Source organism: Patescibacteria group bacterium (assembly GCA_030583705.1).
In the GTDB taxonomy this organism is placed as follows: domain Bacteria; phylum Patescibacteriota; class Patescibacteriia; order Patescibacteriales; family Patescibacteriaceae; genus Patescibacterium.
This window is the reverse complement of record CP129471.1, coordinates 319,838-342,278: the sequence shown is the minus strand read 5'-3', so window position 1 is coordinate 342,278 and position 22,441 is coordinate 319,838. Positions and strand designations below refer to the sequence as shown.

17 protein-coding genes, 3 tRNA genes and 1 pseudogene are annotated in these 22,441 nt (G+C 36.7%); 1 reads left to right on the top strand and 20 read right to left on the bottom strand.

The window, feature by feature from the left end:
- Positions 1-4 precede the first annotated feature (4 nt).
- The 14 genes from QY321_01605 to QY321_01540 form a co-directional block, all read right to left on the bottom strand.
- Positions 5-1,492 (bottom strand): polysaccharide deacetylase family protein, encoded by a 1,488-nt coding sequence (locus QY321_01605; protein WKZ25105.1) that lies wholly within the window; start codon positions 1,490-1,492, stop codon positions 5-7.
- Positions 1,479-2,984, bottom strand: a complete 1,506-nt coding sequence (locus tag QY321_01600; protein ID WKZ25104.1) for a glycogen/starch synthase — start codon at positions 2,982-2,984, stop codon at positions 1,479-1,481. The genes QY321_01605 and QY321_01600 overlap by 14 nt, the downstream gene beginning before the upstream one ends.
- A 599-nt stretch (positions 2,985-3,583) precedes the next feature.
- On the bottom strand, positions 3,584-4,114 hold the full coding sequence (locus QY321_01595; GenBank protein ID WKZ25103.1) for a hypothetical protein: 531 nt from the start codon (positions 4,112-4,114) through the stop codon (positions 3,584-3,586).
- 514 nt (positions 4,115-4,628) lie between these two features.
- Positions 4,629-5,588 carry a hypothetical protein gene (locus QY321_01590; protein WKZ25102.1) on the bottom strand — a complete coding sequence of 320 codons (960 nt, stop codon included), beginning with the start codon at positions 5,586-5,588 and terminating at the stop codon, positions 4,629-4,631.
- Positions 5,589-5,706: 118 nt separating this feature from the next.
- Positions 5,707-6,141, bottom strand: a complete 435-nt coding sequence (locus QY321_01585) for a hypothetical protein (GenBank protein ID WKZ25101.1) — start codon at positions 6,139-6,141, stop codon at positions 5,707-5,709.
- Positions 6,142-6,214: 73 nt separating this feature from the next.
- Positions 6,215-6,919, bottom strand: a complete 705-nt coding sequence (locus tag QY321_01580) for an SDR family NAD(P)-dependent oxidoreductase (GenBank protein ID WKZ25100.1) — start codon at positions 6,917-6,919, stop codon at positions 6,215-6,217.
- A gap of 81 nt (positions 6,920-7,000) precedes the next feature.
- Positions 7,001-7,075: transfer RNA gene (locus QY321_01575), tRNA-Gln, on the bottom strand.
- Positions 7,076-7,193: 118 nt separating this feature from the next.
- Entirely contained in the window at positions 7,194-7,811 is a 618-nt protein-coding gene (locus QY321_01570) for an HD domain-containing protein (GenBank protein WKZ25099.1), read from the bottom strand.
- Between the two features lie 15 nt (positions 7,812-7,826).
- Positions 7,827-9,614: a DNA polymerase III subunit gamma/tau gene (gene dnaX / locus QY321_01565; GenBank protein ID WKZ25098.1), complete on the bottom strand. Its 1,788-nt coding sequence runs from the start codon at positions 9,612-9,614 to the stop codon at positions 7,827-7,829.
- 106 nt (positions 9,615-9,720) lie between these two features.
- Entirely contained in the window at positions 9,721-10,296 is a 576-nt protein-coding gene (locus QY321_01560) for a hypothetical protein (GenBank protein WKZ25097.1), read from the bottom strand.
- 229 nt (positions 10,297-10,525) lie between these two features.
- Positions 10,526-13,045, bottom strand: coding sequence for a type IV secretion system DNA-binding domain-containing protein (locus tag QY321_01555; GenBank protein WKZ25096.1), 2,520 nt, complete (start codon positions 13,043-13,045; stop codon positions 10,526-10,528).
- Between the two features lie 136 nt (positions 13,046-13,181).
- Positions 13,182-13,670, bottom strand: coding sequence for a hypothetical protein (locus QY321_01550; GenBank protein WKZ25095.1), 489 nt, complete (start codon positions 13,668-13,670; stop codon positions 13,182-13,184).
- A gap of 90 nt (positions 13,671-13,760) precedes the next feature.
- The gene (cysS, locus tag QY321_01545) at positions 13,761-15,137 is read right to left on the bottom strand and encodes a cysteine--tRNA ligase (protein WKZ25094.1); all 1,377 of its coding nucleotides are present in this window, start codon (positions 15,135-15,137) and stop codon (positions 13,761-13,763) included.
- 23 nt (positions 15,138-15,160) lie between these two features.
- Positions 15,161-15,233: transfer RNA gene (locus tag QY321_01540), tRNA-Thr, on the bottom strand.
- Between the two features lie 527 nt (positions 15,234-15,760).
- Here QY321_01540 and QY321_01535 point away from each other — a divergent pair.
- On the top strand, positions 15,761-16,126 hold the full coding sequence (locus QY321_01535) for a hypothetical protein (GenBank protein WKZ25093.1): 366 nt from the start codon (positions 15,761-15,763) through the stop codon (positions 16,124-16,126).
- A 226-nt stretch (positions 16,127-16,352) separates the two neighbouring features.
- On the opposite strand, the pseudogene QY321_01530 reads toward QY321_01535, so the two are convergent.
- From QY321_01530 to QY321_01505, 6 genes and pseudogenes are all read right to left on the bottom strand, one after another.
- A pseudogene (locus QY321_01530) lies at positions 16,353-16,568 on the bottom strand (thrombospondin type 3 repeat-containing protein).
- A gap of 834 nt (positions 16,569-17,402) precedes the next feature.
- Positions 17,403-19,322, bottom strand: a complete 1,920-nt coding sequence (locus tag QY321_01525; protein WKZ25092.1) for a DUF2339 domain-containing protein — start codon at positions 19,320-19,322, stop codon at positions 17,403-17,405.
- Between the two features lie 145 nt (positions 19,323-19,467).
- Positions 19,468-19,540: transfer RNA gene (locus tag QY321_01520), tRNA-Lys, on the bottom strand.
- Positions 19,541-19,742: 202 nt separating this feature from the next.
- Positions 19,743-20,144 carry a pilin gene (locus QY321_01515; GenBank protein WKZ25091.1) on the bottom strand — a complete coding sequence of 134 codons (402 nt, stop codon included), beginning with the start codon at positions 20,142-20,144 and terminating at the stop codon, positions 19,743-19,745.
- A 110-nt stretch (positions 20,145-20,254) separates the two neighbouring features.
- Positions 20,255-20,761: a hypothetical protein gene (locus QY321_01510; GenBank protein WKZ25090.1), complete on the bottom strand. Its 507-nt coding sequence runs from the start codon at positions 20,759-20,761 to the stop codon at positions 20,255-20,257.
- 436 nt (positions 20,762-21,197) lie between these two features.
- Positions 21,198-22,349 (bottom strand): hypothetical protein, encoded by a 1,152-nt coding sequence (locus QY321_01505; GenBank protein ID WKZ25089.1) that lies wholly within the window; start codon positions 22,347-22,349, stop codon positions 21,198-21,200.
- Positions 22,350-22,441: the final 92 nt, after the last annotated feature.

Here is a 22,441-nt window from a genome sequence, read left to right as displayed (position 1 = left end):
TGAATTAATCTCTTTGTTCAGGTTGTCCGCCCCGAATGGCTCTATATTTGTCTTGATACTCCTTAATAATCTTATCTACCTCATGATTAGGTATTTCCATTCTTAAAAGATTAACAGCGTGTACCATGTCATAAATATCGTTTTTATTTTCTATCTTCCAAACAGAATCACGCCATAAAATAGCCTTTTCATATTCCCCTGCTTCAGCCGCCTCGTTTTCCAGTCTTTTAAAAATCGCCAAGAAAGCTTCATATTCCATGGCTTTATCTCCTCCTTGTTCAAGAGTTCTTTCCTTAAAAGGTATTTTTTCAATATTTTCTCTTTCATTAAGCATTTGATAGACACGTCCACTTTCTTTCCATTCAAAAGCAGTGGAGATTATTTTTTCATATAAAGAGGAAGCTTGCTCTTTAAGAGATATTTCCACCTGCGGATTCTTTTTAATAACCCCGTAACATAAAACTGCTCCTCGTACTATTTCCTCAAGGCTCCACCATGGCTTACCAGACGCCCACCAAAATTGGTCGCTGGATAACGCTTCATCCATAGCTTGACGAATTTCGGCATAAGCGGGATCTTGTTTATCTAGGGCATAAACACTTTTTAAAGACAAATCTAGTAGTTCTTTTTGCCAGGCGTGTATTTCATTATCAGGATCACTCCAAGATAAAAACTGTATGCCTTTTTTTATCTCTTCTTCACTAGAAGCCCAGGTTGATTTAACCGGCTCAATTTCCAGTGTTTCAGAATAAAAAGAAGACAACTGGGAAATAGTTACCAAGTTAAGTTCATCAGAGGCGAAAAGTTCAAGTAATAGTTTTTCAAGACCAGGGCGATGATGACCGAAAGTCTCTCCGTCCATACCAGTTAAAAGATAGCGGCCTTCTAGTAACTCCTTACCCCAAACTTCTTTAAAAGAAGCTAAAGAACGTACAGTAGCTCCCATAATTAAATTACTAGGCTCTCTTTCTCTAAAATAAACTCCCAGCTTGGAATTTTTTATCTTATAAAGCTTATTATAATCAACAGCCATGGTTTTACCCTGATAAGCTATTTCATCAAGAATTAACCAATTAAAACCAAAGTCTTCAAGGATTGATATAATTTTGGGATCATAAGCCATTTCTGGTGGGAAAAAACCACGAGGACGATAATCTCCAAGATAAAAATTTAGTGTCTTATTATTTTCTTCTATTTGTCTTACAATTTCTTGTTCCGGTAAAAACGGTAAAAGGGCGTGGTACTTAGCCGAACCGGTTAACTCAAGCCTGCCTTCCTTTACAAGTTCCCTGATAATATCTAAAAGATCGTGGTAAGATCCACGATCAAACATCTCCAACAAAACCCCACTAATATTCATGGTAATTCCAACTTTAGGGTATTTTTTTAACCCCTCTAAAACTGGACGATAACTTTGGGCAACTACTGCCTCAAGGATGTCTGGTTGTTGTCCTGCTGGCTGATAAATATGGAAGAAATTAGCCCACTTCATTTTTATTGTTTTTATGAAAACGCTTGGCCTTGGCAAAAATATTCAAATATTCCTCAGCCGATCTTCGCCAAGAAAAGTCTTGATTCATAGCGTTTTTAATTAATTTATTCCAAAGATCTTTTTGACTATATACCTGATAAGCCCTAACCATAGCAATGGTTAGGGAGAAAGGATCAAACTTTTCAAAAACAAAACCAGTACCAAGACCAGTTTCTGGTTTAAAGTCTTCAACCGAGTCGGCCAATCCACCGACCTTATGAACAATTGGGATAGCCCCATAACGCATAGCTTCCATTTGTACCAGTCCGCAAGGCTCAAAGCGAGATGGCAGGAGTACTGTATCAGCACCGGCAAAAACTAAACGTGGTAAACGAGAATCAAAAGAAAAATGTATACCCACTCTGTTTGGGTAATTCTTTTTAAGGTTTTCAAAAAAGACACGATAAACCGGATCACCTTCGCCAAGCACAATTAGTTGCATATCTATATTCTGCATGAACTGATCAATCATCTGAATTAAAAGTTCAAAACCCTTTTGTTCGTCCATCCGAGAAACAATACCAACCACAAACTTATCTTCATTAATCTCTATACCAAACTGTCTTTGCAAAGCGGCTTTATTAAGTTTTCTCTTTTTAAAGTTTTTAAAATTATAGTTAACCTCAAGATCAGGATCAGTTTCTGGATTAAGCGAATCAGTATCTATACCGTTTAAAATACCAAACAAACTGCTCTTTCTTTCGTTTAAGAGTTTATCTAAAGTTTCACCAGCTCCTTCGGTTAAAATTTCTCTGGAATAAGTCGGAGAGACGGTATTAATTACGTCAGCAAATAAAATTCCCCTTTTCATACCATTTAGTTTTAAAATATCTTCATTGGGCAGGGGCGGAATAAGTTGTTGCCCGGAATCATAATCCATTTCACTTACAAAGTGCGGATCAAACATACCTTGGTATCTTAGATTATGAATAGTAAAAACCGTAGAGATTTTCTTTAGAACCGGATCATCCTTATAATCGGTTTTAAGATAATTGGGAATAAAGCCGGTTTGCCAGTCTGAGGCCACAATAATATCCGGACGCCATGGACTTACTTTTAAGAATTCCAAAACTCCGCGGCATAATAGTACCCAACGGATAGTGTCGTCGGTGTAACCGTAGACATTAGCTCTTTTTTCGTAATATTCCATGTTTTCAAGAAAGTAAATAGTAGTACCGTCTATTTGACTGCTTAAAACATTGGAAGTTAAGATTCCCAAGGGATCATTCTCTAAATCACCTAAAACCAAACCGGCATATTCGGTTTTCATGGGGTATTTTTCAGTATCAATAGTAGCGTATTTAGGAGCCATTACTCTGGCATCACAGCCCATTTCTCGTAAAGCTTTAGGTAAAGAATGCATGATTTCCCCCAAGCCACCCACTTTAACAAAAGGAGAGGCTTCGGAGGCGATAAAAAGAATCTTGTATTGAGATTTCTTAAACAATTTCATGTAATCATCATAGCACAGATTAGCTTTTTTGCATAGTGTGGATATTTTAATGTGAATATTTCAAAAAACAAAAAACTAGAAAGAAGAAACCAAGAAAAATACTACTTACCTGTATAACATATTCCTATCAATATACACCATACAGGTAAATAATAATCAAAACAAAATAAAACTAATGCTTTTCTCGTTTATAAGATGGATAATTCATCTAATCATAACTTAATTTTGATTATACAATATTATCCCTTATTGGATGGTATCAGTGGGACATTATAATTATTCACCCCGTATTCTCAATTCCTATGCTTATTGGTACCTCAGCATTTTCTGTTATGTCCTTTATGAGATTAACTGAAATTAAATCGCAAGATTCTACGATAAATAAAGAGTAGAGAGTGCTAAAAAGAGATTAATGAATTAATCTCTTTTTATATTTAATATAATTTCATATAAGAAAACATCTTCTATCTGTGTTATCTTAGAAATTATTTTTTACTTAATTTGCTTTAAAAAATTAAGCTGGGAAACAACTTAATCTTCAATAAATAATAAAAGGAGTTAATGATTTAACTCCTTTAAAATAATTTGTGTACTTTCTACTATAACAATCCCCTCTCTTTTAATAAATTAATTTTCTGTTCAATTTCATCTTGGGGCAACCCGGCTTGTTTAAATATCTTACGAAAATCATATTCACTGAACTTAGCAGTAAAAGCGCTTATACCTGCATACCAATATACAAGGCTTCCCAAGAGACCTAATACGGCGCTAAATACAAATATCTGTATTCTTGCTAAAGTATCTGGGTGCAGAGATGTTATTCCTGAGGTTAAGCCTGCAATATAAGCTAACATACCAAGAAGAATAATTACAGATAAAGCCAGAGAAATTGGGAATACTAGAAACATCTTTCTTCCAGTAACCCTCCATCCCTGATAAGACTTAAAATGTATAGAGATCTTTGCAAAAGCTAAAAGTCCAGGAACAGCAAAGAGTACTGTCCAAAATCCTTCTGCCTGTCCGGTTATAATACTCACGATGATGGGCAAGATTATGAGAAGGAGTAAGGTTATAATAAGAACCTTTGTTGATCTCTGAGCAGCAGGAGTTAGTTCTTGTGTTTCTTCCATGTTTGATTTTTTTTATTTAAATAAAAAGAGCTGATTTACTAATATATATACCATAGTAGTTAGGGTTTGTCAATGGGTTGTCAATATATAAAAAAACACCCTTAGATTCAAATTCAATTTAGAATAAGAAACTAAGATTGATCAGGTGGAAAATTAAGTTTGGCTATTTCTTCGAAAATATTCATACATCCATTTCTAATAACTCATGGAATCACCTTGCTAAAAGTTAAGAAATCCAGGATAACCAATATACACCTTTAAAGCCTCCAGTTAGCTTTGTTAATTGAATTCAAACCATTTTCTCTCATGCATCTAGTAAAATAATACTCATAGTCCTCTCTGTCTAAATTATCTGACTCACTAACTCTCTCTAGGGATGAAAATGAGCAACGCTTAATAATTAGGGATGGTCGAAAAGAATACCACCAAAATAAAAATCCACCGATTATTAGGAATGCTATAACATACCAACTATATGCAATCTTCATAAAATAGATTAAATTAGTTAATTAACTTAACTGCTAAATGTTTCATCAACTTTTCTCGCCATATCTTGAAGTTCTTCAAAAGAAATGTCTAATGATTGAACATATACATCTAAATCTAATCTATCAACATCCTCTTCCATTAAAATCATTTTGTTTATTCGTGGAAATATTTTATCTAGGTGTTGAATTAGATTAATTAATCCTGGCACTTGAGTGCTAAATTCACTGAAACTCTTTATTTTATACCTATTTTTTATTTCCTCTTTAAACTCATTATAAATTTTAAATACCTGTTCAAAGCATACCTGGGAGTGCTCACGACTTCTTTCAAATGACCAAAGTTTTCCCACTAAATAACTTGTTTGACCTAACATAGAAATCAAACTCTTCTCTTTAAATCTTACTTTGTGATCTTTCTCGTCTCTTTTGATTCTTTCCATAATCTTTATAATTTCTTGCTTTAACAATTCTTCTTGTAAAAGTATCAGTTCTTTAATATTTATTTCTTTAATAACTGCTCCATCTTTTGACCAGACTACATAAGAAACAATACCTTTCTGGTGTTCTCTGCCAACAGAAGTGTAAGTTATTGTCCCATCTTCAAATGTACTCGATCTCCTCTTTCTTTCGGTTTTTGTTGGATGGCCAATGGTTTCAATTCTAATATTCCTAATTTCTCTAAACTTAGGGTAGTCATTTAATGTCCATGCCTTTATTCCGATTGCCTCTTCCAAATGCTTGATTGCATCTTGTTGTACAACAAAAGCCTGAAGAACTCCATACACAGCTAAATATCCCTTAGTGTCTAAAAATAGATATTCATCAATCGCAACTTGCGTATCCTCAATATTATCCATGGACACGCACAATTTACTCCAATCACCCGTATCTTTGCGATTCCATGTGTTTTGAGCATAACAAATAGATGAGTTAATAAGGTCTCTCAATTCTCTTATTTTATCAAATGATTTGGTTGCTTCCTTCATAGTAATATTAGACCATAAGCTCCTCGTGCGTAAGAACTAACTCAACTTGGCTGACCGCCCTAAGCTAGAACAGTAATCGGTCAAGCCCAGTAAGGCTTTTATAGGTTCTTTTATTTTATCATATCGACGCTCCCCGAGCACCAGAGACCGCCTCCTTAATTTGTCTAAGATGAATAGAATAATGACTCTTATCTGTTTCATCAAAAAGCCAAGAAAATAACTCGGGATACTCTCGTAAATTAGCTTCTCCAATTCTATTAATTTCATCCGCAACAGCTTGTTGACAAATCTTTAGCTCATTTAAAAGTTGACCAGAAGTATAAGAACTATAATAATCAACCCATTTTTTATTATAATCGTCATAATTTTTGGTCTTCATCCACCACGGCAACTCTTTAGTTGTCCAGATTGATCTAATTGCATCTACATCATCTTTTTCCCAACCCGTGAGATGAGCAACTACATCTTTAACTGACCACTGACTAGTGACTTTTTTACTCCAGTCATTTTCTGTAAGAGTTTCAAGATATGAAATAAAATCTATTTTTTTCATTTTAATATATTAGTTCTAGTTGATTTTTTTAAATTAAACAAACTCAGCTGATCGCCCTAAGATAGGATAAGACTTACCCCTCGTCTATAGGATACATTGTACCGTCAAAGTTCATGAATCTTCCGTTCCATTCATCATTCCAGTTCTCTACTATATTTAATATTTTTTCAGCATGATTTTCAGGATCCCCTTCTCCGGTTGGATTCATTTGACTTTTCACTATCCCCGGGTGTACCGCAAAAGTTTTAACATTTTCAGGAAGATCTTTTAAACTGCAAAAAGTAAACATATTAAGAGCTATCTTGCTTGCTCTATACCCATAATTACCTAATTTATTTTTATTACCAAAAGATGCTCGAATACTAGATATATTGATAATAAAGGAAGGATTTCCCTGTAGCAAAGGCAGGAACTGCTTAACAATTAATAAAGGGGCGATTGCATTGATGTTAAACATGGTTAGAAGCATGTTTCTATCAAGGTCTTGAAGGGTGCTAACTTTTTCTTTTTGATTCTGCGTTGCCGTATCTTTGTTAACCCCTGCATTATTCACAATTAAATCAATCCTATCTGTCTTGCCAGCAACAAGAGAAAAGGCTTTCTGAATTGATTCATCATCGGTAAGCTCAAGAGACATCCATTCTAAATTCTGGAGCGCTGGTAAATTTTCAATAGACTTTCGAGTAGTCGCAAATACTCTCCATCCTTCTCCAAGAAGCTTAGAAACAAAACCATATCCAACTCCCTGATTAGCTCCGGTTATAAGTGCTGTCTTCATAGACTTATGTTTAATGAAAGTAAGCTCCTCGTACTAGCTCAACTTGGCTACGCTCCTCGTACGTAAGAACTATGCTCAACTTGGCTGCGGGACTAGGACTCGAACCTAGATAGTCGCCTTCAGAGGGCGAAGTCCTACCAATTAGACGATCCCGCATTGTTTTGTTTTATTTATTACAATGGTTATTAATACTATAATTCTACCACTAACTATGATTTTAACTATACTAATACCAATGCTTTCATTACTCTTCTTTAATTCTTAACCCTAACCCTTAATCCTTCCTATTCTCCGAAGTCCAAAGCTTATTCCACCAATCTGAAGGATTTGCTTCATAGATTGCCTCTCCCATCTTCTTACCAACCTCTGTCTTTAACTTATCTAACTGTCTCTTTTCCTTATTCTCTTCTTTGCCATACAACCAAAGATAAGCTTCTTTATTTCCACTCCACTCATATTCTCTTAAAAGAAGAATTTGGTCAAGAGTATCTGCCTCTTTAGCTAAAATAGCTTCCAAGCTCTCTCTTTCTTCATATTCTTTAATAAATTCAGATAATTCCGGATAAGGTAATTGCCCTAACTGACTCTCCCTTATCTCTTCATCAAAAATCTTAACATACCTTTTATGAATCCAGTTATGATCATTACTCCTAGCTTCTTCAGTATCATGAAAAAGACACATCATAACCGTTTTATATGGATCAGCACCAGCCTCTTTCGCTAAAAACCACCCAATAACCGTTACCCGGTATGAATGAGCGGCAATACTGTCCGACATATCATCCGTTAAAAGAGCTTGGCGGTGAATACGCATAATCTTGCGCATAGTACCTATTTCATAAAAGAAATCGGCCATCTTCTTGTAATTTTCATTATTATCTTTATTCTCCATAGCTCTAAACTATAACTAAACCACTCTTCCTCCAAAGGTTTTTAAAAGATTATTAATTACCGAATCATCCCCAGTCGATCCCTTATCATTACCTTCTCCTCCTTGATTATCCTCTCCCATTCCTTCTCTCTCACCTTCTCCCCTATCCTGATCATTATCCAACTGTTCATATTCACTGGAAGTAGCTCTTGTATTATTACCCCCAAAATCTTCTTCCACACTTTTAATCTCCGGCAAAGTTAAAGAAGGATCCAAAAGAGCTTCAACAATTAAGTTTTGTCCAACAATTTCTGAGGCTACCTTTTCCACCAAACTCTTAACTGCTTCATCTTTAATTCTGTCATAATGTAACTTATACTTAAAAACTATCCTTAGACTATTCCCCTCAAGACTAACCGGCAGACAAGATTTAAGAATAAAGGAAAGGGAATGATTATATGGCTTTATCTTAACTAAAAGCTCTTTCCAAAGAGAGTTTACCTCTAAAGAAGAGTTACCACTTAAACTAAACCCCGATTGCTTATTATCCCCATCCCCACTCTTTGTTCCAGCACTATCATTAATACTCTTTTGTGTCCCACTATTTTGCTGTGTTATATTTCCAGTGGTTTGTTGCCCTTGTCTTTGTTCTTTTCCCTGTCCTACTCCTTCTCCTCCACCAGAAATTGCTGAGGTATCTCTAGGCACAGAAAAAAGACAAATATCCACCACCGCCAATTCTAAAGGAAGTTGTGCTAAAGGAGAATCTTTTATCTCTAACCCGGCTTTAACCAAACGATCTGTCATATAAGAAAGAAAGTCTAACCGGCTATTAGTATATAAAGGCAAAAGTCTAGCTTCAACATTCTGTCCAAACTCAGATAAAAGCTCTGCTCCCATGGTTGGACTAACTTTGGCTAAGAACAATCTTCTAGATACTTCCACCACTTCTTTGTTAAAAACTTTAAGATCAGCGCCGTCTTCCACTAAACGATTAATTTGCTCCACCGCCTCCGCCGCTTTTTTCTCAATTAAAAATTCCAGCATGGAAACCGTTTCGTTAAGATAGCTTCTTGGGATAACCAATTCAGCTTCCGCTAAAGTAATCTTTTTACCTTTTAAAGAGTCAGCAGCTGAACCCAAAGAAATAACTTGTCCTAAAAGACTTTCCGCATCCCGCATATGTCCACCAGAATGTCTAGCTACTGCCTCCAGTACCTCGTCTTCTATCTCCACTTTTTCTTCTTTAATAATCTTATTAAGTTTCTTTAAAATATCTGTATAACCTATTTTACGAAAATCAAAACGCTGACAACGAGAAATAATAGTTGCCGGCACCTTATGAGCCTCGGTTGTACAAAGAATAAAAATAACGTATTCAGGAGGCTCTTCCATAACCTTTAACAAAGCGTTCCAAGCCGCCGTGGATAACATATGCGCTTCGTCTATGATAAAGACCTTATAACGACACCGTCCAGGAGTTACTCTGGCTGAAGCAATCACGGACTCGCGAACATTATCTACCCCAGTATGACTAGCCGCGTCTATTTCCAAAATATCCAAAGCCCGTCCATCTGTAATTTCCCGACAAAACTCGCAAGTATTACAAGGCTCAGCACTGTTTTTCTTTTTATTGGGACAATTAACCGCCTTAGCTAAAAGCCTAGCTACCGTAGTCTTCCCAATGGCTCTTGGACCACAAAAAAGATAAGCATGCGCCAAACGATTGGCCATAATCTCATATTCCAAAGTTATTTTAATATGGTCTTGTCCGGAAACTTCAGCAAAAGTCTGGGGACGATATCTACGGTATAGGGTGGGCATGTTAATTAGATTAATTGTTTAGTTTAATAAAATATAAAATCCTCTTTATAAACGAAAAACGAACGGTAATCTTGCCGTCGTTTAACGCTTTAACTTAACAGCAAAATTAACTCTTTTTAAAAATATGTTCTACCGCAGCCCAATGAGACTGTCCGGTCTTAGGTACTAAAATTACCGCTTCATCGCCTGGATCACCCTTAAAATAGGTTACACTGGCTCCCAAGACTCGGTAGCGATGGGCACCGGCCTGAACAGTCCAGTCACCTGTTTCTGATTTCTCTAAACCACCGGTTAAACGAAGTCTCTCTACTGGCAAAATTTGTTTATAGATTAAAGTACCCTTATCTGTTACAGAAAGTTTTAAACCGTCTCCCTCAACCAACTTGGACTTAGAAGCGTAATTCATTGGCACCAGATAAGTCTTACCATCAGAACCGATCATCTTTTCTCCATCAAAAACACCTTCCACTACCCGATCTATGTTAGGCGCCGTTAAATCAAAACCTTGTGAAGAGGAAGAATAAGGCAATTCCCCAAAACCAGACAAAAAGTCGGATAAGGCTTCACTGGCTTGGCGCAGATTATTAGCCAAAGATTTTAAAGCAGCCAATTTTTGTTTTGAGACCACCAGACCTTCTTCGGCTCTGTCGTCTTCATTTTCCTTTGTGTTTGTATAATCCATATGTTTGTTTTAATTATATTTTAATATTTATTTATTATTTATATTGATTATTTATTAATCTTTTAAATTGCTTTAACAATAATTTATTATTTTTAATTACTTTTAAAACACCTTAAAGTACTCCCATTATAGCCTTTTGGGCAAGCTTTGGTCAAGGGGAGAAAATTATTTAAAATTAAACATCATTTAGTTATATTTATACCCTATTTTAAGCCTCCACCTCTATTAACTACTGCGTCTGTCTAACCCTAGCCATAATTTCCGCCTCAACCGTTTCTCTGTCTTGCCCGTATTTAAGACGACTAAGATGCCTGAGCTTGCCAGCCATATCCGGCCTTAGGTCGCCTGCCAAGGGCCAAGGTGTTTTTATGGAAAAGGGCTTACTGGTGGTGTTATCTATAAGGAGCTTAATATAGGCGGTATATTTTTCCACGTTAATAAGGTCAAACTCGCTAAAAACCGGAGCAAATTCTTTTTTAAGAAACTCCGCGTCCTCAGACCCCACCTTAAAACTAATCATAGTTCCTACGTTACCAAAGACGGCATCTTTAACTGCCGTATCACCCTTTTTAGTTAACTGCCCAATATATTGGTGGGCAATAACCAAACCTAATCCGTACTTACGAGCCTCGGATAAAATCTGGCAGATAGAATCGGTAGTAAAGTTCTGGAACTCATCTATGTAAAGATAAAAATCTTTACGATCTGCTGGATTAGTAATATCCGCTCTAGATAAAGCAGCCATTAAGATTTTGCCGACAATAATCATACCCAAAAGATAGGCATTAAGTTCCCCGACAATACCCTTAGGCAAAGAAACAAAAAGTAGTTTTCTTGAATCCATAATATCTCGCAAATTAAAGGAGCTCTTTTGTTGCCCAATAATCGGCCTCATCATATCATTAGAGATAAAAGAAGTTAACTTGGAAGTAATATAAGGGACAACGTTAGCTAGGGCAGCATCACCACCAGCTTTTTCCGCTTCCTTACGCCAAAAATCCACCACTGTCGGGTCAGGACAACGAGAAAGTTTTAAATTACGAAATTCCGCATCAGCTAAAACTCTGGGGATTTCCATTAAAGTAGAGCCGCTTTCGGTATCACTCATAACTAAAAGCATGGCGTTACGCATATATTGTTCAAAGATCGGTCCACCAGTAGATTTAAGATCATAGAGTTTATCAAAAATACCAATCATCTCGTTAATGACAAAAGTCTTTTGTTCAGGATAACGAGGATCATATTCCAAAAGGTTCATGGACATTGGTCTTGCTATATCTGCCGGAGAAAAGATAATCACATCATCCGCCCGCTCCGGTGGAATACGAGCTAAGATATCTTCAATCACGTCACCATGGGGATCCAAAAAACAAAGACCATGCCCAGCTAAGACATCTTGTATGGCCATATTAGCTAAGAGTTGGGATTTTCCGGTACCAGACTTACCAACAATGTAGGTATGACGTAAACGATCTGCCGGTTTAACTCTAACCTCTTTTTGGACGTGTCGGTAATGGTTAGTACCTAAAAGTAAGCCTTCTTCAGGTATATCAACTGGAGCGGCGGCCTGTTTAGCTGTTAACCATAAAATATTGGGTGTCTCAGCGTTTTTTAAGGGTAGATGATATAAACTAGCCATTTCCTCAGTATTGCACAGGGCAGCCGTTTTTTCATAAAAACGACGGAAGATAAAGTCACTAATAAACTTCTTGGGTCGCTTAAAGGTTTTAACGATAAAGCTATTACCGTATTCATATAGATTGTAATGACTAAAAGCATCGGTCATTTGTCGCAAAATAGCCGAAGCTCTACCCATACTAGAAGCACTGGCCACAGCACGAATATTAACCTGTAAACCGGCTTTAGCGGCTTTTTCTTCAATAGCTTTAATGGCTTCCTCTTCTCTGGCGGTAAGTTTCTTTTGCGGCGCCTCATGCTTAGAGCCTTCATTTTTAACCGCCGAATTAAAGTCCCCAACTGTTTCCATTAAATGGTTAAATAAATTAGCACCCAAGGCTTTTTTAAGAGAACCGGTCTTATGAGCTTTTTCAACAATCCCTCTGGCTCGCCCATGCCAAGAACCGGGTGCACTACGGGCAATATACTGCAAAGCCAAGCCTTCTCCTTCTTGGAGTTTTGACATAGCGTTAATAATGGAGTTAAGAGGATCAGTATCGTCTTTAAGGTAAGTACGTAAAGGTAGAATATCTGAATTACGCATTTGCACCTCGGCTGCTGCGATAAAAGACTGGGGAGAAAAGATATTATAATCCTTAACATCTTCAATTACCGCATCGGGATAAATAGCGTTTAGTTGATGTTCAAGGTGATGAGCATATTCATAGGGAGCGGTTACGTAAAAAGCAATAACTTTTTTATGAGCCACAATTTCAAAACCGAAATGATCATTACGACCAAAAAGCCAACTCCTAAAACCGTGTTGGGCTCGTAATCCCCCAATAGCGGTAAAAAGGCTTTCACCCTTGGCAATTTCTTCTCTTAATTGCTGAACACTCATGGGTTGTTTATCTTCTTCGCTTCTTTGTTTTGGTAGACGAACCAAGAAAACCTTCTGCTCTCCCAAGTTTCTCTTACGAAACATCGCCCGGACCGAGAAAAGCAAAATCAAAAAAATAATTAATAATAAAGCACTAACCCAAACAACCGGCTCAACCGTTACTTGGTTGGGAATAGTGGGTTCAAAAACCACTGTAGTATTCTCGTTAATATATTGTTGCCCAAAATCCATAGATTGAAATTATTATTTATTTTTATCTTATCTTGTTATTATTTATATTATATTTATTTTTATCTTATCTTGTTTCCACTTTTCTCTTTTTTATCCTCTATAATCTTATCTTAATCTTCTTAAAATTAAACTATTTCTAGCTTTTATTATTTTTCTCTTCCCGCCAAGATAAAAGTTTATCTGCTTTAATTTTAGCTTCTTGTTCAAGAAAGAAAACATTAACTCCGGGAATTAAAGATAGCCAACGTCGGATAACCTCAACCAACTTAGAAATTTTAACTTTCGCAACCTTAAGAAGCTCACTAATCTCACGAGCGGCTGCTTCTCCCTTAACTTTAAACTCTTGCCGACGATCTTCGGGTATCTGAAAATATAACTCAGATAAATCTTCCTCAAGGATTCGCTCTATCTCTAAAATTCTTGCCTGATCTGGTGCTAAAGCCAAGTTGTCTTGTCCTGAAGAAGCGGTAGCTGAAACATTAAAAACATCATCGTCTTTAACGACTTTATCTGCTTTTTCAGCGGGTTTTTCCGGTAGGGTGGGGCTTTCCATTGACTTGTCTGGGGAGACAGTCTCAGGATTAATAGGACTTTCCGGGCTTATGGTTTTTTCAGTTTCAGGCATACTTTTATTAACTTGTTTATTATATTTTTATTATATTATTGGTTATTACTCTATTACCTATATTATAACCTTATTATACTTAGAAAACAATTATACTCTTCGCAGACGACTACCCTCGGAAGAATCTTCAATAGTCCAACCCCGACGAGTAAGTTCAGTACGTAGATCATCCGCTAAGGACCAATCTTCCTCGTTTCTCGCTTCTTCACGACGAGCCGCTAATTGTCTAATCTCGGAAGGAATATCTTCTTGGAGTGTAAAGTTAAAATTAAGGCCAAAAATCTTATCCATTTCCTGCACAGTAGCGGCCTTAACAGCCGGATCAAGCTCGGCTTTAACCGTAGCTTGTAAAACAGCTACTGCCTGGGGCATGTTAAGGTCATCGTTAATAGCAGTGTGGAAATCATCCAGTAGAGCCTTATCTAGAGTTGAAGGCTCAGGCCAACCCAACATAGCTCTACGTAAAGCACTTAGAGCGGCACCAGCCTGTTTAATAGCTTCCGCCTTATAAGTCATGGGTTTGCGGTAATGGGTTAAAAAACTCCAGAAACGAACAGCTAAAGGGTCTAAACCAGTTTCTTCAAGGGTTTTAGTTAGGGTAAGGAAATTATCCGCGCTTTTACTCATTTTCTGATCATCTCCAACGTTTAAAAAAGCACCATGTAACCAAAAATTAAAAAACTTTTCTCCGGTAGCCGCTTCAGACTGAGCTATTTCATTGGTATGATGAACATTAATATGATCCACCGCACCGCAATGAATATCCAGATGTCCTTTAAGAAAATGTAGAGCCATAGCCGAACATTCAATATGCCAACCAGGAAAACCAATACCCCAAGGCGAAGACCATTCCATTTGTCTTTTAGCTCCACTAGGAGAAAATTTCCAAAGCGCAAAATCTGTGGGATTTTTTTTCTCGGAGTTTTTTTCCACCCTAGCTCCTTCTTTAAGTTCATCCAGCTTAAGATGACTTAGTTTGTTATAGTCCGGGAATTTGGCGCTATCAAAATAGACACCGTCTGAGGTAAGATAGACGTAATCCTTAGCTTCTAGGGTTTGTATTAAATGAATTTGCGCCTGAATATAATCTGTTGCCTTACACCAAATATCTGGATCAAGAATGTTTAGGGAAACCAGATCTTCTTGGAAAGCTTTTAAGAAGAAGTCCGCTACTTCCCAAGCGCTCTTACCTTCGCGACTGGCGCCTTTTTCCATTTTATCTTCACCCATGTCCCGATCACCGGTTAAATGCCCGACATCGGTTATGTTCATGACATGGCGAAGATGATAGTCGTTATATAATAAAACTCTTTTTAAAATATCTTCAAAAAGATAGGTTCTTAAATTACCAAGATGAGCGTAATGATAAACCGTTGGGCCGCAAGTATATAAACCAACCAAAGAATCGTTAAGCGGAGAAAATTTCTCTTTTTGCCGACTTAAGGTGTTATAAAGATAAAGATCCATGGGGATAAATTAAATAAAAAGGGAGCCGAGGGCGGGGGTCGAACCCGCAACCTACGGTTTACAAAACCGTTGCTCTGCCAGTTGAGCTACCCCGGCGTACTAAAACCTCGGATAAACCGGGGTTTAAAACCTTAAACAACAAGAAAAAGCCTTGTCTTAAAAGCTCTTTAATTATAATACCATCTTAAGAAATTATCAAGCTATCCACCCATAAACCCGTTGACAAAACCTAACTTTGGGTGTATAATTAGAATAATACTAAATTTTATTTAAAAATCAAAAAGGAGAAAATAATGGAATCATTATTTGATCTAGCTAGATGGTCTTTTTTAATTACTGCCACATCAATAGTGGCTATAGTAACATTTATCATTGTTTTTTTTATAATGCTCTCAAAGCATCCTCTTAATAAAGAGGAGTTTGTACAGGAATACATGAAAGACGAGAGCTAAAAATTAACTCGCACCAAAATCCAAAATAGGGGCGAGTTTTTTATTTAATTTTTTATATATATTACCTCGAGAAAAGGTAACCCTAACTATGCAATCGTACAACAATTGACAACTTCCTTAAAATGTACTAAAGTCTTTATCTGCCCTTTCAAATAAAAACAAGGAGAAAAAATGAAAGAGATAACTAACAAAATCTTCAATAAACTATCTGTAGCTTTTTTGTATTTTATAAGCTTACTGATTGTAGTTATACTTACTTGGCTAACTATAAAGCCATTTCTTCCCGTATTTGCTTTAATAGCAGTAATAGGACAATCTCTTTTTCTGCTAATGGCTTCTTTTGTAGCCGAGCACCTAAAAGAAAAAAGAAACTTTATTAAACCATATTTCTTCCTGGGTATGATAAATTTCTTTGCTTATGTAGGGTTCCTAGTCTTTTTTAGTGAAAATAAGGAGTTGTCGGAAATAGCGACAAAGATCTCAGCCATGATAGTATCAGGGATTATTGCCTGGATATTTTATAAAAAGATAGGTTGAGGGTTTCAAATAATTTTAAAGCACAAAGAGCGAACTTTTGGTCCGCTCTTTTATTTTTTCTTTTTTATTTATATTATCTTCTGTTTTCTTATGTTACATTTTAAGTATCATTATTCTCTTTTTTATCGGAACGCATTACCATAAAGAATAGAGAAATAATTACCACTAAAGCTAAACCAAGTCCCAGCCAAGGTAACCACGTATATTTTTCAGTTAAGCGACTTTCCTCGTCATCACAAACATCACCAATACCATCCCCGTCTGTATCTCTTTGATCCCTGTTGGGATGAAAGGGACAATTATCATAAAGATTAATAACACCATCTAAATCCCAATCATCACAAGCGTCTCCCCTACCGTTATTATCGGTATCTGCTTGATCCGGGTTAGGTACATCAATACAATTATCGTAAATATCCGGAATACCATCGCCATCAATATCTGAGAGTTTATAGAAAGGGTTAGCTATTCTTTCGCCAACTGTTAATCTAACAATATCTCTGGCACTAGATAAATTAGGGGTTTCTCCAATAGGAGGAGAAACAAAACGATCTGCATCAAAATACAACCTATAGTTACCTCCCGGCTGGGCTAAGAATCTAATAAAACGACTACTACTAACCGAAGGGTTTTCTTCTTGCAAAACCATTTCCCCAATACGCAAGGGTTGGGCAAAATTAAGTTTAACCGTCCATCTAGAAGAAGTGGTTCTAGGGAAATTAACTGTTTGGCTACTCATTGATGAAGGAGCTAGTACTATGGTCGGTACACCGTTAACTTCGGCTATTACCGAAATATTGGTTGGCAAAGCGACATTAGCGTCCAATAAGACAGATAAAGAAGAGGTGGTAATAGCTGAAGATGAACTTAAAATAATCTCAACCTCACCCTGGGCATCAAAAGGCAAGGGGAAATCAACAAAGGTAGAGGGGTTATTATCTGTTAAGGCTCTTACGTTAAGTCCACTATCAACCTCAGCCTTAAGTGGGGTTTTATTGGTTAATAGATTATCTTGTAAATAATGGGGCACAAATATCTTATTATCATTATCATAAACTGCAAAAGAAGATCTTTCCATAAAAAAGTTATCCAAAGGCATTTCTACAACAGCAGGCACAGACGAAGAAAAAGCTGGTACCTCGTAATAATAACGATAGGCGCTTAAAACTTCATTCGGCTCAGCTTCTTGCCCTTGGGCATAACCAGTTAAAGAAAAGGTTAACAAGAGACAAACGATTAAAGCCCTGTAGATTTTCTGTCCTTTCATAATTTTTGTTTAATTATTAGGTTCTTCATGCTTTCCTCCTTCTATCATTCTGGATAAAAAGGCTGTAGCCAAGAAAAGTCCACCGATTATAAAGAAGACAACTATCCGATAAGCCAGGTCCATGTTCCATATATCAACAATCGCCAAACGAATCATAATTAAGACCAAAAAGACTGTACCATAAGTTTTAACCGATTTTAGGTTATAGATTAATCCACCGAAATAAGCCACTAAGCCTATCACCGCATAAACCACTAAGGCAAACATAGTGGAAAAGTCAGTGTAAAAACCGGAATGCAAGGCCAACCAAATAATAAGATAAAGATAGATTGAAGAAGCTATTAAGAGTGGGTTAAATTGTCGCCAAATAACAGGGTCATCATCTCGGCGATAACGAAGGAATAACCAACCTAAAGAGCCTAAAACGATCATAAGAATCAATAAGATAAAGAAGTCGCTATGCAAAAAGCCCTGTCGCCAGCTGGAGGAAAAGATATTAAAGAAAGAAAAGAAAATCGGTATAGCCATTAAAGCAGACAAACGACGAGCTAAACGAATGTCTGAGGTAAGGATATAAGAAAGATAAACAATTAAGCCGGCTTCAAGAGTATAGGCCACAGATAAAGCCGCCTGATTATCTTTAAGTTGGACAGCGGTAGCTGAACCAAGCATTATTAAACTCACCGCAGAATAAAGGTAAAAAACTTTCCGACTGCCAGATAAACGAAATACCACAAAAGCACCACCAGCAAAAAGTAGCATCCATAAAGCAATAATTAAAGACTGCCACTCGGGGCTCGCTACCGTAATAATCCAAAGCAGGATAAAGAAACCGTTTAATAAGGCCGTCGCCAAATCAGACATTGATTCCTTACCAGGCTCCTTAATAATTCCCGCTAAACTAACAAAGAAGAAAATACCGGCTAAGCTATAAGCAAAAAGTAGTAAAGTAGTTAAATTACCGTCCGCTAAACCAGTCCAATAAGGGAAACTGTAAATAGAGACGATCAATAAAGAAGCCAGTACCAACTCTCTCATGCCGGTCACAAAGACTATCCAAAGAGTTCCTAAGGTAATAACGGTTAAATAGCTAAATAAGAAGACACTACTATCTGAAGAAGAATCAGTTAATAAGGGGGCAACGGCCGCTAAAATCAGGGAAGATAAAATAATGTAAAAGCTCTTATAACGTGCTCCAGCTAAAGCCACTAAGGCAACGCTTAAAAACATAATCAAAAGGGCGGAAATGGGGTCAAAAAAGTCATAAAGATTTCTGGCAGCAAAAACAGTTAACAAGATAATGGTTGAACCAAGTACCATAAAGATACCACCTTGGTTAAGATATTTCTTCATTCTCATAAAGCCCAAAGGTAAGAACAAGGCACCAACGATTATTCCTAAGCTAATACGACCAAGCTCCCCGATCCAGTTTTCCATAAAAGCGTAAGTAACAAACCAGCCAAAACCAACTAGTAGCAACAAAGCTCCAAGCTTAACCAACCAATCTTTTTTAAGCCATTCAATAAATCTATCATTCAAATCTTGTCTATAATTCTTTTTACCGTCTTCATGGCCCTCTCTTTGTTCAAAAATCTCACCAGATCTATCAAAAGAAGATAAAGCCACATCAACATCTAAGCGATTCCAGCCATTATTTAAAAGACTCTCCTCTATTACCTTAAAAGAGATACCTTGGGCCCTGGACTGTTCAATGTAATTTAAAAGGGTGGGGTTAGCAGTCACCTCGCTCGCTAATACTGGCTCAGTAGAAGAAACCTGAGCAACCGATGCTCTTTGTGCTTCAGGCTGTTTATCTGAAGAAGGAGAAACTCCTCTCTCTCCTCTTTCAAGGCGAAAGAGCCTTTTTTCAAGGGAACTAATCTTTACCATTAATATAATGAAGAGCACTATTGAAATAATCGCATACATAAGTTTTGGAGGCTAAAAAACCTTAAAAAAGATCTTTAGACCTTAAATTATAATATGCTTTAATTATACAAAAAAAGACAAAAGATAGCAATTATTAAAATATAAATAAATAAAAAGAACGCTAATTAACGTTCTTTTTTTTCAGTGCGCCCAGCAGGATTCGAACCTGCGACCATCAGCTTAAAAGGCTGCTGCTCTACCGACTGAGCTATAGGCGCTTGTTTTTAGCCAAAAAATGGCAAAAATAAAAATAATAACTTAATACACCATACAAGATTAAATAAAAAAAAGCAAGAGAGAGAAAGAGAAGATAAACAAGAAATATAATATCCCAAAGATAAATAGCCAAGTAATCAATGATTATTGCATCATCTTAAGAAAATAGCTCAATATCTAATAAGAGATATAATAAGCTAAGATTTATACTCCCAAGGTGCTGATAATCTTGTCTACTAAAATAAAAGAAGTAAAGATAACAGCTAAGCCAATGGCCGCCCAAACTAAAGTTTTTCTACCGGTTTGAACTTTTTCACTATTACCTCCGGATAACATCCAAACAAAACCCCCATAGACAAACATCAAAAGAGCTAAAGAACCAACAATACCCAAAGCACCCTTAATGATTCTACCGATTAAAACAGGGACAGAGGTGATTCCTAATGGATTTGGTAAGCTAACTGTTGATTTGCTGGTGTTGTTTTGGTTCTCAATTCCTGCGGGTTTATCTCCAGCAGGCTCATCACCAACCTGAGCCAATACTAAAACAGGAGATATTATAAAAAGTGAAAACAATATAACTAAAGAATATTTAATAATACTCATATAAATAGACTTATATAATTTATAATTTTATTATATCATAATATAAAAAAATAAAAAAGAGGCAAAATTGTTGCCTCTTTAAAAGTACTAATTTCGTACTAATTTAGTTATCATGGTATCTCTGCTTGAACATCATATCTGTCTGATCCATGGATTAGAATTAATCCTGGAGAAGAAAAATACTGATCGCTATATCCGGCTGGTTTATTAACCAATGTTGCTCCACCTTGACCTACAACTGAACATACCAGCTGAAATGGCTTTGGGGCGTAAAATTTTACAAGACCTGGTTTGTTAATTCTTCCCAGGTTCGTCTGATTAAGATAAATAGCATCAATTCCTTTCATCTCAATCATTTCTTCTACATTATTACCGGCAAGTGCACTACTTCTAATTCTTAAGAGCTCTTTTTTAAGCCCATTCCCCTTCTCTATATATTCCTCCATAATACGAAGGGCTTCTTGATAGTCAAATCTGTTGTTAGCTTCATCAACTCTTTCTAATACAAGCACTTCTTCCTTTTTGTAAGTATTTATAATCCTTTCTTCGCTTTCGGTAGCCGGGACAAAATTATGAAAAGCATCATTGTCCACACTCTCCTTTTGGGAATTAATCATACTTGAAAAACCAGGAACATAGCTGTTAGCAATATGCAAAACTACAACAAATGCCAAGAATACACCGAGAACCGCTGATCCCCATCTAGTCTTTCTGGACATAAATGACAATAAACAAGAAGCAACTATTATCCAGAAAATTATGGTCATATTAATGGGGTCAAATATTATTTGACACAACACAATAACAACTACAGCAGCAAAGAATGTCAAAAGACAAAGAAATATATTTAGAACAAGAACAGCTGTCCTTTTTATATTTCTACCTATGATAGTAGCCGCAAAATCAAATCTATTGACTATCATTTTTATGATTTGTTCAAATATTTGTAACATTATATTTCTTCTCCTTTTTAATTTTTTTGTTTTTTAAACTTTTTGATAATCTATGACCCTCCCCACTTATATAAAAGCAAGGAGGTTCATATTTTAATTTTTACTTACTACCCGGAAGAACCTTCTTTAGTAAGGCAAATAAAGCATTACTACCGATATCACCAATGATGTCGGCCTTAATGTACTTCATTAGCCCTCCCCAGTCATAGCCCTTTTTACTAGTAGCACCAGAACTTCTAGAGGAAGTTGTAGTATTACTAACCTCAGCAGACTTGTCTTGCTCCGGCTTTACCCATGACTTTACTTCATCAACCAGATTTTCAAGATGAGGATCAGAGGCTGCCCTCTTTTCTCTGTATCTGATCATGGTATTTGTATACCTATGAGTCCTGATCGCTGTTCTTCTTAAAATAAATATCCCTACTGAAAGGGCAAAGAAGAAAAACGGGAAAAGTGCCGTAGCTGGGATTAAAGCCCAAGCGACTGATGAAAAGTTTAGAAGCTTGATAATTGCCACCACTGTAGGGATGACAAAAATCATTGAAAGTCCTCCAAAGACCCAGAAGGGCCAAAAAGAACCAGCGTCTCTCCAAAACTCTCTCCAAGTGCCTGCTTGAGGGTCAGGATTAAGAAGGCGGATAACGCACTCTTTTGCTATACCGTCAACGGTAACAGCTAAAAGAACGTCTTCCCCTGCATTTAAAAATCGCGGAATTTGAAAAATACAATGCCCCTCACGATCTGTGCGAATAACATGATTCTGCCCCTCAAAAAAGATGTTGACATTACGAACCAGTGACTCGCCTCGCTGGCCAATCACCCTTACATCCACATGAGCCAACCCGGAGTTCTCGTTAATATGACTCCTTAACTCAATCCTATTCGGATCAAGATTGGTTTTGGTCTTCACCTTTTCTTTTTTTGTTAATGGTGGCAAACTCACTACCGTTGAAAAATTTCCTCCTCCTGATATAAGGTGAAGGTTGAATTCAACTGCTGTGCCGGCGTAACTTTCCGGTAGGTCGTGAACAAAGCTAACTAATCCATACTGATCAGTTGGCTTGCTGCCGAGATTGGAAGTTCCCATACGAAAAGCCACATCTTGGTTTCTTATGGGGTTTCTTCCTGCTTTTACAACAGCGTCAATAACAACTTGAATAATATTGTTATTGAAATTTACAGAAACTACTCGCCCCTCAATAACAGGAACGGGTGGTTGATTTCTTTTTGGGTTTTGTTGTCCTTGTGCCATTTAGGCCTCCTTTTCTATTATTTTTGATTTATTTTTAATTTTCTTGCTTTAAACTTCAATATATCATTATATCATATTATAAAAGTTATGTC